The 13,150-nt window shown below is 61.2% G+C and carries 12 protein-coding genes; 9 read left to right on the forward strand and 3 right to left on the reverse strand.

Translation table 11 applies throughout. From position 1 onward, the window contains the following. Positions 1-76: 76 nt before the first annotated feature. Positions 77-319: a hypothetical protein gene (locus tag AC1D06_RS23340; protein WP_477875007.1), complete on the reverse strand. Its 243-nt coding sequence runs from the start codon at positions 317-319 to the stop codon at positions 77-79. Positions 320-504: 185 nt separating this feature from the next. Then, positions 505-1,158 carry a fructose-6-phosphate aldolase gene (gene fsa, locus AC1D06_RS23345; protein ID WP_477875005.1) on the reverse strand — a complete coding sequence of 218 codons (654 nt, stop codon included), beginning with the start codon at positions 1,156-1,158 and terminating at the stop codon, positions 505-507. A gap of 79 nt (positions 1,159-1,237) precedes the next feature. On the opposite strand from fsa, the gene AC1D06_RS23350 reads away from it, so the two are divergent. From AC1D06_RS23350 to AC1D06_RS23390, 9 genes are all read left to right on the forward strand, one after another. Beyond that, positions 1,238-3,445 (forward strand): primosomal protein N', encoded by a 2,208-nt coding sequence (locus AC1D06_RS23350; RefSeq protein ID WP_477988209.1) that lies wholly within the window; start codon positions 1,238-1,240, stop codon positions 3,443-3,445. A 146-nt stretch (positions 3,446-3,591) separates the two neighbouring features. Further along, positions 3,592-4,428 (forward strand): hypothetical protein, encoded by an 837-nt coding sequence (locus AC1D06_RS23355; RefSeq protein ID WP_477988187.1) that lies wholly within the window; start codon positions 3,592-3,594, stop codon positions 4,426-4,428. 267 nt (positions 4,429-4,695) lie between these two features. After that, on the forward strand, positions 4,696-5,256 hold the full coding sequence (locus AC1D06_RS23360; protein WP_477874999.1) for a F0F1 ATP synthase subunit delta: 561 nt from the start codon (positions 4,696-4,698) through the stop codon (positions 5,254-5,256). Next, positions 5,256-6,785 carry a F0F1 ATP synthase subunit alpha gene (gene atpA / locus AC1D06_RS23365; protein WP_477874997.1) on the forward strand — a complete coding sequence of 510 codons (1,530 nt, stop codon included), beginning with the start codon at positions 5,256-5,258 and terminating at the stop codon, positions 6,783-6,785. The genes AC1D06_RS23360 and atpA overlap by 1 nt, the downstream gene beginning before the upstream one ends. Positions 6,786-6,809: 24 nt before the next feature. Beyond that, positions 6,810-7,697: a F0F1 ATP synthase subunit gamma gene (locus AC1D06_RS23370; protein ID WP_477874995.1), complete on the forward strand. Its 888-nt coding sequence runs from the start codon at positions 6,810-6,812 to the stop codon at positions 7,695-7,697. Between the two features lie 21 nt (positions 7,698-7,718). Further along, positions 7,719-9,149, forward strand: a complete 1,431-nt coding sequence (gene atpD, locus AC1D06_RS23375) for a F0F1 ATP synthase subunit beta (protein WP_477988188.1) — start codon at positions 7,719-7,721, stop codon at positions 9,147-9,149. Between the two features lie 57 nt (positions 9,150-9,206). Then, a complete protein-coding gene (locus tag AC1D06_RS23380) occupies positions 9,207-9,608 on the forward strand; it encodes a F0F1 ATP synthase subunit epsilon (RefSeq protein WP_477988189.1) in 402 nt (133 codons plus the stop codon). 187 nt (positions 9,609-9,795) lie between these two features. After that, complete coding sequence (locus AC1D06_RS23385; protein WP_477988190.1) at positions 9,796-10,935, forward strand: iron-containing alcohol dehydrogenase; 1,140 nt, start codon at positions 9,796-9,798, stop codon at positions 10,933-10,935. A gap of 4 nt (positions 10,936-10,939) precedes the next feature. After that, the gene (locus tag AC1D06_RS23390) at positions 10,940-12,439 is read left to right on the forward strand and encodes an aldehyde dehydrogenase (protein WP_477874987.1); all 1,500 of its coding nucleotides are present in this window, start codon (positions 10,940-10,942) and stop codon (positions 12,437-12,439) included. A gap of 185 nt (positions 12,440-12,624) precedes the next feature. Here AC1D06_RS23390 and AC1D06_RS23395 read toward each other — a convergent pair whose 3' ends face one another. Then, entirely contained in the window at positions 12,625-13,050 is a 426-nt protein-coding gene (locus tag AC1D06_RS23395) for a hypothetical protein (protein WP_477874985.1), read from the reverse strand. Positions 13,051-13,150 lie beyond the last annotated feature (100 nt).

Genomic DNA, 13,150 nt, shown 5'->3' on the forward strand with positions numbered 1-13,150 from the left:
ACGGAAAAGCCCGGTCCTTGAAGGAACCGGGCTTTCGGGCATGTGAAGCGGCGAGCCTCACTCCATCGGCAAGCGATCAACGGCAAACCCGGACGCGGCGCAGATGGGCATTGCCCCAATTGTCATAAGCCCACACCTTCTTGGTGAAGCAGTAGTCGTGGACGACGACGAAACGGGCCGGGCGCACGACGATGCGCGGCGCGAAGAACACGCGGCCATGCCAGCCGTGATGGCGGTAGCGCCAGCCGGCTTCGGCAGTGGCGGACAGCGAAACAGTGGCGATGACGGCGGCCAGGGCGGCGATAGCGAACTTTTTCATAGGGAACACTCCAAACATTTTGTTGTCTTTAGGTTTCGTTTTCGAACCGTTTGTTACGGCCCGTTGACGCTCTTGTCGCAGCAAATACGCAGCGCCGCTGTTCCCGGTGGAACAGGCCAAAGGACAAACAAAAACCCGGGCAGGAATGAGCCGCCCGGGTTCAGTGGATGCGTTGCCTTGAAAAATCAGGCGATCGACTGACCGGTCTTGGCCCAGTCGGCGATGAACTGTTCGAGGCCCTTATCGGTCAGCGGATGCTTGATCAGCGCCTTGAGCGTTGCCGGCGGCACGGTGCAGACGTCAGCGCCGATCAGCGCGGCTTCCTTGACGTGATTGACCGTGCGGATGGAGGCGGCGAGGATTTCGGTCTCATAGCCATAATTGTCGTAGATCTGGCGGATTTCGCGGATCAGCTCCATGCCGTCGATGGCGGTGTCGTCGAGACGGCCGACGAAAGGCGAGATGAAGGTCGCGCCGGCCTTGGCGGCGAGCAGCGCCTGGTTGGCCGAGAAGCAGAGCGTGACATTGGTCTTGTGGCCTTCGGAGGTCAGCGCCTTGCACGCCCTGAGGCCGTCGAAGGTCAGCGGCAGCTTGATGCAGATGTTCGGTGCGATCTTGGAGATGACAGCCGCTTCCTTCATCATCCCCTCATAGTCCATCGCGGTGACCTCGGAAGAGACCGGGCCTTCGACGATGTCGCAGATTTCCTTGGTGACTTCGAGGATCTTGCGGCCCGACTTGAGGATCAGCGACGGGTTGGTGGTCACACCATCCAGCATACCCAGATCGTTCAGTTCCTTGATTTCCTTGATGTCTGCGGTGTCGACGAAAAATTTCATGGTCGTTCGCTCCCTGGGTCTCGCGCTTTCCCCCGTATTTGATGTTTTCTTTGCCCAAAAGCAAGTGCATGGTCCGGCGATGGCAAAAGATTCGCTGGATTTGTTCGACCCGCCGAAACCGGCAAAAGCCGTGCCGGTGATGGTCCCGCTACCCGTTCCAAAACCTTATTCCTACCTCGTGCCGGACGGCGTGCATGTCGAGGAAGGCTCGATCGTGCAGGTGCCGCTCGGACCCCGCCAGGTGTTCGGCGTCGTCTGGAAAAATGAAGGCAACGACAATGTCGACCCGAAGAAGCTGAAGCCGATCACCACCGTTTTCGACTGCCCACCGCTGTCAGGCGATATGCAGACCTTCCTGGACTGGATAGCCAGCTATACATTGTCGCCGCCCGGCCTTGTGGCACGTATGGCGCTGCGCGCGCCGACTGCCTTCGACCCCGAGCCGATGGTCGAGGGCCTGCGCCTCACCGACATGCGTCCGGAACGTCTGACACCTGCCCGGATGCGCGTGATTGCGCTTGCCGAGGAAGCACCGGCCTGGACGCGGACGGGACTCGCCCATGCTGCCGGCGTTTCCGCCTCTGTCGTCGACGGCCTGACATCGCATGGCGTGTTCGAACAGATTTTCCTGCCACCTCCGCCCGTGACCGCCGAGCCGGATCCGGACTACGCCGAACCGAAGCTCGAACAGACCCAGCGCGAGGCAGCGGATTGCCTGATTGCCGCCGTGCGCGCGCAAAAATTCGATGTCACGCTTATCGATGGCGTCACCGGCTCAGGAAAGACCGAGGTCTATTTCGAAGCGATCGCCGAGACGGTCCGGCAGGGCAAGCAGGTGTTGATCCTGCTGCCGGAAATCGCCCTGACCCCTGCCTTCCTCGAACGCTTCCAGGACCGGTTCGGCGCCAAGCCGGCTGAATGGCATTCCGACCTGTCGCCGCGCATGCGCGAAAAAGTCTGGCGGCAGGCGACCGAAGGCCAGGTGCATGTCGTTGCCGGCGCCCGCTCCGCCCTCTTCCTGCCCTTCGAAAATCTCGGCCTGATCATCGTCGACGAGGAACACGACCCGGCCTACAAGCAGGAGGACCGGGTGTTCTACAACGCCCGCGACATGGCAGTGGTGCGCGGCCGGATCGGCGATTTTCCGGTCGTGCTGGTGTCGGCGACACCCTCGATCGAAAGCCGTGTCAACGCCGACCAGGGCCGGTATCAGAAGGTCCATCTCGCCAGCCGCTTCGGCGGCGCGGCCTTGCCGGACCTGCATCTCGTCGATATGCGCAAACATCCGCCGGCCCGCGGCGGTTTCCTCTCGCCGGTTATGATAAAAGGCATAGAGAAGACCGTCGAGCGCGGCGAACAGGCTTTGCTTTTCCTCAATCGTCGCGGCTATGCGCCGCTGACGCTCTGCCGCGTCTGCGGCCACCGCTTCCAATGTCCGAATTGCTCCGCCTGGCTGGTCGAGCATCGTTTTCGCGGCATGCTGCAATGCCACCATTGCGGCCATGCAGAGAAATCGCCCGAGGCCTGCCCGGAATGCGGCACGCTCGACCACCTCGCCTCCTGCGGCCCCGGCGTCGAGCGGATCGCCGAAGAGGTCGAAAAGACTTTTCCCGATCGCCGCATCATCGTTCTCTCCTCCGACCTCGTCGGCGGCGTCAAGCGGCTGAGGCTCGAACTCGAAGCCATCGCCAAGGGCGAGGCTGACATCGTCATCGGCACCCAGCTTGTCGCCAAGGGTCACAATTTCCCCAATATGACACTGGTCGGCATTGTCGACGCCGATCTCGGTCTCGCCAACGGCGACCCGCGCGCCGCTGAACGAACCTTCCAGCTTCTGTCTCAGGTCACCGGCCGCGCCGGTCGCTCGGGCCTGAAAAGCCACGGCCTGATCCAGACCTATCAGCCGCTGCATCCTGTCATGCAGGCCATCGTCTCCGGCGACCCCGAAGCTTTCTACGAACGCGAGATCGCCGAACGCGAACGGGCGCTGATGCCCCCCTTCGGCCGCCTCGCCTCGATCATCGTCTCAGCCGACACCCGCCACGAGTCGGAAGGCCACGCMCGCGGCCTGAGGCAGGCAGCTCCGAATGTTTCCGGCATCTCTGTCCTTGGCCCGGCCGAGGCACCGCTGGCGCTGGTTCGCGGCCGCCATCGTTTTAGGCTGCTCGTGCATGGCAAGCGCGGCGTCGACATGCAGGGCTTTGTCCGGACCATGGTCGAGAAGGGGCCGAAGGAACGCGCCTCGATCCAGGTGCAGATCGACATCGACCCACAAAGCTTCCTATGAGCGCGGGCGTTGCCCGCAACCACAAGAATCCTTGTTATATCCGCACCTTGATACGAGAATTATTGCGCGCGGACGGCCTCCCCCTGATTCCCACGCTTCTGCGGATATGCCATAGATCATTGCGTTGATGGGGCATGAGGGGAACCATGGACGCACTGAAATCGCTGCTCGATTCGCTCGACTGGCCGCAATATCCGACGGCGCCCGGCGCTCAGGCAGCTTTTATTGCCGCCGCGGTCGCGATCCTCATCGGCCTCTTCATGCTGCTTTTCCCAACCACCGCCGGCAAGGTCCTCTGCCTTGCAAGCCGTGAAACCCGCCCCGGCGCCATCGCCGAACTTCGAGCATCCGGCGGCTTTCTGCTCGGCCTCGCAGTCACCGCGCTGATGTTCGATCAACCACCCTTTTATACTGCGCTCGGCCTTGCCTTCGCCGTTGCCGCCTTCGGCCGCATCATTTCGCTGATGTCCGACCGCTCCGCCACCATGGTCAACATCCTGCTGTTCCTGGTGCAGGTCTTCCTCGCCGGCGCACTCTTTTATTACTTCTTTGAAGTGTTCACACCGGAAATGGATTTTGGCCTACCGACAGAACTGAAATCACAACTCGCCTTCTATACCTATGTCGCCATTGCCGTGATCGGCATCGTGCTGATGTTCGCGCCGCGGATTTCGAGCTATGTGATTGGCGTCGACGGCATCACGGTGGCCGGCTTCACCAGCATCCGTTCGGCCGGCGGTTTCGCGCTGGGCGCCAGCGTGCTCGGCATATTGCTGGTCGGCAGCCCGCATGCCCGCGACGCCCCGTTCGAAAAGATGCTCTATATAAACCTGGCTTTTGCCACAGCACTCGCCTTTGCCGCGATCGGCCGGCTGATCGCGCTCGCTTTCAACCGCGGTAACTATATTTACGCGATTCTCGCCCTCTTTGTCGAAGCGGCTGCGGCCGGGATCATGTTCACCTATGTCGCGTCACTGATGTGATCGGGCTTTTTGAAGCGGGCATAGAAAATTATTTCGCCGACGGATTCTTTGCCGGAGCGGTTTTGTTAAGAATCGCGAAAACGCCGTAACATTCAGTAACATCCTGTGTTGCGAGTCCGGGAGAGCTATGCTAGATGGCAAGCGAGCTATCGGGGGATATGGGCCTTGCGCCCATTGAATTCTGCAAATAATGCAACAAGTTCAGGCTCTTACTGCTGCACCGCACCGCAGCGGCGAGCTTGATTAGGGAATGAGGAAAACCAGCGCGTGGCAGACTCATCGCAAACCGTGTCCGGCGTGGCCGAGCGTTATGCATCGTCTCTTTTTGAATTGGCGCTCGAAAGCAATTCGCTCGCCGAAGTCGCCACTGCTCTCGACAATTTCCAGTCGCTGATCGACGAATCCGACGATCTGAAGCGACTGGTCCTGAGTCCGGTCTTCGGCTCGAACGAACAGCTCAAGGCGATCACGGCGATCCTCGACAGGGCAGGCATTTCCGGCCTCGCCGGCAATTTCATCAAGGTGGCCGCCAGTAACCGCCGCCTGTTTGCCATTCCCGGCATGATCCGTTCATTCCGCGAAATCTATGCCCGCCATCGCGGCGAAGTCTCGGCCGAGGTCACCTCGGCGCATGCGCTGACAGCAGCGCAGGAAACCGAATTGAAGGCGGCGCTCAAAGGCGTCACCGGCAAGGATGTGGCGATCAATGTCGCCGTGGACCCCTCGATCCTGGGCGGCTTGATCGTCCGGCTGGGTTCGCGCCAGATCGACACCTCCCTGCGCACCAAACTCTCTACACTTAAGCTTTCATTGAAAGAGGTCGGCTGATGGATATCCGCGCCGCGGAAATTTCCGCAATTCTCAAAGACCAGATCAAGAATTTCGGCAAGGAAGCCGAGGTTTCCGAAGTCGGTCAGGTTCTGTCGGTTGGCGACGGTATTGCTCGTGTCTACGGCCTCGACAATGTCCAGGCCGGTGAGATGGTCGAATTCCCCGGCGGCATCCGCGGCATGGCGCTGAACCTCGAATCCGACAATGTCGGCGTGGTTATCTTCGGTAGCGACCGCGACATCAAGGAAGGCGACACCGTCAAGCGCACCGGCGCAATCGTCGACGTTCCGGTCGGTCCGGAACTGCTCGGCCGCGTCGTCGACGCGCTCGGCAACCCGATCGACGGCAAGGGCCCGATCAATTCTACCGAACGTCGCCGCGTCGACGTCAAGGCCCCCGGCATCATTCCGCGCAAGTCGGTGCATGAGCCGATGTCGACCGGCCTCAAGGCCATCGACGCTCTTATCCCGGTTGGCCGCGGCCAGCGCGAGCTCGTCATCGGCGACCGCCAGACCGGCAAGACCGCGATCATTCTCGACACGATCCTGAACCAGAAGGCGATCCACGACAACGGCCCGGAGAACGACAAGCTCTACTGCGTCTATGTCGCTATCGGCCAGAAGCGTTCGACTGTCGCTCAGTTCGTCAAGGTGCTCGAAGAGCGTGGTGCGCTGCAGTACTCGATCATTGTTGCCGCCACGGCGTCCGACCCGGCCCCGATGCAGTATCTGGCACCTTTCGCCGGCTGCACCATGGGCGAATATTTCCGCGACAACGGCAAGCATGCCCTGATCGGCTATGACGATCTTTCCAAGCAGGCCGTTTCCTATCGCCAGATGTCGCTGCTGCTGCGCCGCCCGCCGGGCCGCGAAGCCTATCCGGGCGACGTCTTCTACCTGCATTCACGCCTGCTTGAGCGCGCCGCCAAGCTCAATGACGACAAGGGCGCTGGCTCGCTGACCGCGCTTCCCGTCATCGAAACTCAGGGCAACGACGTGTCGGCCTTCATTCCGACCAACGTCATCTCGATCACCGATGGCCAGATCTTCCTCGAAACCGACCTGTTCTATCAGGGCATCCGCCCGGCCGTGAACGTCGGCCTTTCGGTGTCGCGCGTCGGCTCGTCGGCCCAGGTCAAGGCGATGAAGCAGGTTGCCGGCTCGATCAAGGGCGAACTCGCCCAGTATCGCGAAATGGCCGCCTTCGCCCAGTTCGGTTCGGACCTCGACGCCGCCACCCAGCGCCTGCTGAACCGCGGCGCCCGCCTGACGGAACTGCTCAAGCAGCCGCAGTTCTCGCCGCTCAAGACGGAAGAGCAGGTTGTGGTGATCTTCGCCGGCGTCAACGGCTATCTCGACAAGATCGCTGTCGCCCAGGTCGGCAAGTTCGAACACGCCTTCCTCGCTTACATGCGTTCCGAAGGTAAGGCCGTTCTCGATGCGATCCGCACCGACAAGCAGATCACCGACGACACCCGCAGCAAGCTGAAGGCCGCTCTCGACAGCTTCTCCAAGACCTTCGCCTGATCGGCAGATTGAGGACGAAAACGGATGCCTTCGCTTAAGGATCTGAAGAACCGGATCGCCTCCGTCAAGGCGACGCAGAAGATCACCAAGGCGATGAAGATGGTCGCCGCGGCGAAGCTTCGGCGTGCCCAGGAAGCCGCGGAAGCCGCGCGGCCCTACTCGCAGCGCATGAGCGCCGTTCTCGCCAATATCGCGCAAGCGACTGGCGGCCAGAGCGATGCGCCTGCACTGATGACGGGCACAGGCCGCGACCAAGTTCATCTTCTCATCGTCTGCACGGCCGAACGCGGTCTGTGCGGCGGTTTCAACTCGCAGATCGCGCGTTTCGCGCGCGATCATGCCCGTCGCCTGCTCGCAGCCGGCAAGACGGTCAAGATCATCTGCGTCGGCAAAAAGGGTTTCGATATCCTGCGCCGCGAATTCGCCAGCCTGATCATCGATCGCGTCGATCTGCGCGAGGTCAAGAAGATCGGCTACGACAATGCGGAAGCGATCGGCCGCAAGGTGATTGCCCTGTTCGAAAAGGGCGAATTCGACGTCTGCACGCTGTTCTATTCCGAGTTCAAGTCGGTGATCTCGCAGGTGCCGACCGCGCTGCAACTGATCCCTGCTGCCGCTCCAGTGGAAGAGGGTGTGTCGCAGCAGAATGGCGCAACCTCAGTCTACGAATACGAGCCCGACGCGGGCGCGATCCTTGGCGATCTCATCCCGCGCAATATCTCGGTGCAGGTCTTCCGCGCACTCCTTGAAAACGTTGCCGGTGAAATGGGCGCCAAGATGAGCGCCATGGACAATGCTACGCGCAATGCCGGTGACATGATCAACAAGCTGACGCTCAATTACAACCGCCAGCGTCAGGCTCAGATCACCAAGGAACTGATTGAAATCATTTCGGGCGCTGAGGCGCTCTGACGGTAAGAAAGAGGAATTATCATGGCTGATGCAGCAGGATCCGTTGGCAAGGTGACCCAGGTCATCGGCGCCGTTGTCGACGTGTCGTTCGAAGGCGGCAATCTGCCGCCGATCCTGAACGCGCTCGAAACCAGCAATCTCGGCAACCGCCTGGTTCTCGAAGTCGCCCAGCACCTGGGCGAGAACACCGTTCGCACCATCGCCATGGACTCGACCGAAGGTCTGGTGCGCGGCCAGTCCGTCACCGACACCGGCGCTCCGATCATGGTGCCAGTCGGTGCCGAAACGCTCGGCCGCATCATGAACGTCATCGGCGAACCAGTCGATGAAGCCGGTCCGCTCAACACGCCCTACAAGCGCGGCATCCACCAGGACGCTCCGGCCTATGTCGAGCAGTCCACGGAAGCCCAGATTCTCGTCACCGGCATCAAGGTCGTCGACCTGCTGGCCCCTTACGCCCGCGGCGGTAAGATCGGCCTGTTCGGCGGCGCCGGCGTTGGCAAGACCGTTCTGATCATGGAACTGATCAACAACGTCGCCAAGGCGCATGGCGGTTACTCGGTGTTCGCCGGTGTCGGCGAGCGCACCCGCGAAGGCAACGACCTCTATCACGAAATGATCGAATCGGGCGTCAACAAACATGGCGGCGGCGAAGGCTCCAAGGCTGCGCTGGTTTACGGCCAGATGAACGAGCCGCCGGGCGCCCGCGCCCGCGTCGCGCTGACCGGCCTGACCGTCGCCGAGGATTTCCGCGACAAGGGCCAGGACGTGCTGTTCTTCGTCGACAACATCTTCCGCTTCACCCAGGCTGGCTCGGAAGTGTCGGCTCTGCTCGGCCGTATTCCTTCGGCCGTCGGTTATCAGCCGACGCTCGCCACCGACATGGGCCAGATGCAGGAACGCATCACCACCACGACCAAGGGCTCGATCACCTCGGTGCAGGCCATCTACGTGCCCGCTGACGACTTGACCGACCCGGCCCCGGCTACGTCGTTCGCCCACTTGGACGCGACGACCGTTCTGTCGCGCTCGATCGCTGAAAAAGGCATCTACCCGGCCGTCGACCCGCTCGACTCGACCTCCCGCATGCTCGACCCGATGGTCGTCGGCGAAGAGCACTATGAAATCGCCCGCAAGGTACAGACGACGCTGCAGCGTTATAAGTCGCTGCAGGACATCATCGCCATCCTGGGCATGGACGAACTGTCGGAAGAAGACAAGCTGACCGTCGCGCGCGCGCGCAAGGTCGAACGCTTCCTGTCGCAGCCGTTCTTCGTCGCCGAAGTCTTCACCGGTTCGCCCGGCAAGCTGGTTGCGCTCGAAGACACGATCAAGGGCTTCAAGGGTCTGGTCAACGGCGAATACGACCACCTGCCGGAAGCGGCCTTCTATATGGTCGGCACCATCGAGGAAGCCATCGAAAAGGGCAAGAAGCTGGCCGAAGCCGCTTGATGACAGGCCGAGAGGCGCCCACGCGGCGTCTTTTCCCCTCAGGAAAGAGTGACAGACATGGCTGATAGCTTCAACTTTGAACTCGTCTCGCCGGAGCGGCTGCTGTTGTCGGCCGCCGTGACGGAAGTCGTCATTCCGGGTTCGGAAGGCGAGATGACGGTTATGGCCAATCATGCGCCGACGATGACCACGATCCGCCCCGGCGTGCTGACGGTCAAGGAAGCCTCGGGCCAGAGCCAGAAATACGTGGTGTTCGGCGGCTTCGCCGATATCCTGCCGTCGGGTTGCACGGTTCTTGCCGAGTCGGCAACGGCCGTCTCGGATTTCAGGAAGGATGCGCTGGCCAGGCGCGTCGATCAGGCCAAGGCCGATCTCGAATCTGCCAAGAGCGACGAAGCCAAGACGCGCATTGCGCAACTGATCGCCGACCTTGGCGGCCTCTCTTCGATCGCCGCCTGACCGCTTCGTTCTATCTTAATTCAGCAAGGCCTCCGCCGGAATCGAGCCGTCGGGGCCTTGCTTTTTTACTCCATTTATCCCGGCTTTGATGTCGCAAACGGCGCCGGAAATGGCGCCACGAACAAGCTAGCTTCTCACGGAATTCGCGCCGCCCCTTCCATCCCCGGCGCTCCTCCCGGAGACATGCATGAGCTTTTCCCTATCCGCGATTCCCGACATCAGGTTCGGGGCGCATGAATTCGACAATATCGCCGCCCACGCCAAGCCGCTTGCGACAAACGGCAAGGCGGCCATCGTCATGGACAGCTTCCTCGCCAATTCCGGCCTCGGCGAAAAGGTCGTTTCCAAACTGGCGGCCGAAGGCATTGCCGCGGAAATKTTCTCCGATTTCGCCGGCGAGCCAAAGCTCAGCCATGTGCAGAAGGCCAGCGCGACTGCCGAGGGCAAAAGCCTGGTGATCGGCATCGGCGGCGGTTCTGCCCTCGATATCGCCAAGATTGCTGCGTGTGCGGCAGCTTCCGGCGAGGATCCGATGCATTACGCGCTGGCCGCCAATCCGCTGCCAAACAACCCACTCAACAAGATCATGGTGCCGACCACGGCCGGTACCGGTTCCGAGACTTCGGCAACCAATATCTTCGCCGGCCCGGAGGGCAAAAAGCTCTGGATCTGGGGCGCGGAAACCAAGGCGAATCTCGTGATCCTCGATCCGGCGCTGACGGTTTCGCTGCCGGCCAACATGACCGCCTGGTGCGGCATGGACGCCCTCATTCATGCTTTCGAGGCCTCGACCAACCGCAATGCCCATGCCGCCGGCAAGCTCTTCGGCCATGAAGCGCTGCGACTAATTGCCGCAAATCTCGAAAAGGCGGTGAAGCAGCCCGACGATCTCGAGGCGCGTGGAAAAGTTCTGCTCGGCTCCTGCTATGGCGGCGTCGCGATCGACAATTGCGGCACGGCCATTGCCCATAATATTTCCCACGCCATGGCCGGCCTGGCGCCGATCCATCACGGTCTCGCGACCGCGCTCGGCTTCGAAAGCTCGCTGCCATGGCTCGTCGAAGCAAATACGGACGACTTGAAGGCTGCCGCTGCAGCGCTCGGCCTCGCAACTACCTCGGAAATTCCGGCCTTCATCAGTCGGCTGATGGACGCCTGCGGCATTGCCCGCACGCTCCCTGCAGCATTTGCCCCCTTCTATGCCGCCGACCTCGCCAACGAGATGCGCGCGCCGGAAAATCAGCCGATGCGGCACTCGACCATCCGCGAGGTGACGGAGGCTGACATCGACAATTTCGCATCCGCGATCATGGCTCTGAAAGGATAATCCGATGACCACCGAATATACCCGTGCCTATTGGGAAAAGGCGCTTGCCGAGACGACGCCGAAGGGCGGCATCTATATCGACGGCAAACTTACCCGCGCCGAGACCGGCCTGACCTTCACCCGCATCCGCCCAATGGATGGCAAGCCCGGTGCCGAGATCGCTCGCGGCGGCCAGGCCGATGTCGACCGCGCTGTCGCCTCCGCCCGCAAGGCCTTCGCCACCGGCATCTGGCGCAGGAAGGATCCGAGCGAGAAAAAGAAGATCATGGTCCGCTGGGCCGAATTGATCCGGACGAACGCCGATGAACTGGCGCTGCTGGAGACCATCGACACCGGCAAGCCGGTCATGGCGTCACTCAACGTCGACGCCCGCCTGGCCGCCGACTGCATCCAGTATTACGCGGAGACGTGCGACAAACTCTATGACGAGGTCGCACCGACCGGCCCGAACGACCGGGCGCTGGTCCGCAAGGTACCGCTCGGCGTCATCGGCGCGATCACGCCGTGGAACTATCCGATGATCATCGAGACCTGGAAGCTCGGCCCGGCAATTGCCGCCGGCAATTCCATAGTGCTGAAGCCGGCCGAACAATCGTCGTTGACGGCGATCCGTCTCGCCGAGCTCGCGACTGAGGCCGGTCTGCCTGACGGTGTCTTCAACGTCGTTACGGGTTACGGCGAGGAAGTCGGCAAGGCACTTGCTCTGCACATGGATGTCGACATGATCGCATTCACCGGCTCGACCGAGGTCGGCAAGCTGATCATGGGTTATGCGGCCCAGACCAATCTCAAGCGCGTGGCGCTGGAGCTCGGCGGCAAATCGCCGCTGGTCGTCTTTGCTGACGCCAATCTCGACGCAGCCGCATCCGCCGCGGCCTGGGGTTGCTTCTACAATTCCGGTGAAACCTGCCATGCCTCGACACGGCTGCTCGCCGAGCGTAGCGTCGTCGATGCTCTGGTTGCCAAGATCAAGGATGTGACCGACCGCGAGATTACGCTGGCCCACCCGCTCGACCCAAGCACCCAGATCGGTGCGCTGATCGAGGATGCCCATCTCGGCAAGGTGCTTGGCATGGTCGATGCCGGTTTGCGCGAGGGCGCAAAGCGAGCCTTCGGTGGCGAGCGCGTCATGGCGGAAACCGGGGGCTTTTATGTCTCGCCCGGCGTCTTCATCGCCCCCTCCAACGACGCCTCACTGGCGCGTCAGGAGATTTTTGGACCTATCCTCACGGTCATCCCGTTCGATACGGAAGAAGAAGCCGTCCGGCTCGCCAACGATACGATCTATGGTCTCGCCGCCGCCGTTTTCACCTCCGATATGAGCCGCGCCCACCGCGTGTCCGAGGACATCCAGGCCGGCACGGTGTGGATCAACACCTACGATATGTCGAACTTTTCCACGCCTTTCGGCGGCTTTAAGCAATCAGGCTTCGGCCGCGACCGCTCCGTGCATGCGATCGATAAATATTGCGATTACAAGACGATCTGGCAGCGGTTCTTGTGATTGGAGCATGTCGCCCGAAAAGAGCCCCCGGTTTCGGGATGACGACATGCAGAAAAACAAAAGATGAAGCGCGTCATTTGAATCCCAAAATATGCGATGCGCTTCAGGCAAAGAAAAACCCGGCAAAAGCCGGGTTTTTCAATTCGATACCGAGAAAGCGAAAACGCCCGAAGGCGCTCCGGCTATCAGCCGACCACGATGTGATCGTGCGGGTTCTTGACGAAGTCGGCGAGCTTGACGTCCTTAAGAACGATCTTGTTGCCATCGCCGAGGTTGATGATGGTGTCCTTGCCATCCTTGGAGGCCGCGGCTTTGTCAACCACGTCGCCAACACTCTTGACCACGCCCTTGGCGAACTGGAGGATATCACCCTGCTTGAGCGTGAAGTCCTTGACGGTATCGACGTCCTTCTTGTCGAAATCGCCCTTCTTGAATTCAAAGGTGTCGGCACCCTTGCCGCCAGTCAGCTGGTCGCTGCCCTTGCCGCCAACGAGCAAGTCCTTGCCAGCGCCACCGTACAGCTTGTCGTCGCCGCCTTTGCCGAAGAGCTGATCCATCTTCTTCGTGCCCATCAGCTTTTCGCCGGCGTTAGTTCCAACTCTCGTAGCCATATCTTACCCCTTGTGCTCACGAATCGTTACGCTCGTTACCCGCATGAACTGATACATGGAAGTATGGAAAAATCAAACCACGAAATCTTGCATCCACTCG

It is taken from the genome of Rhizobium sp. P2_G2 (assembly GCF_056403555.1).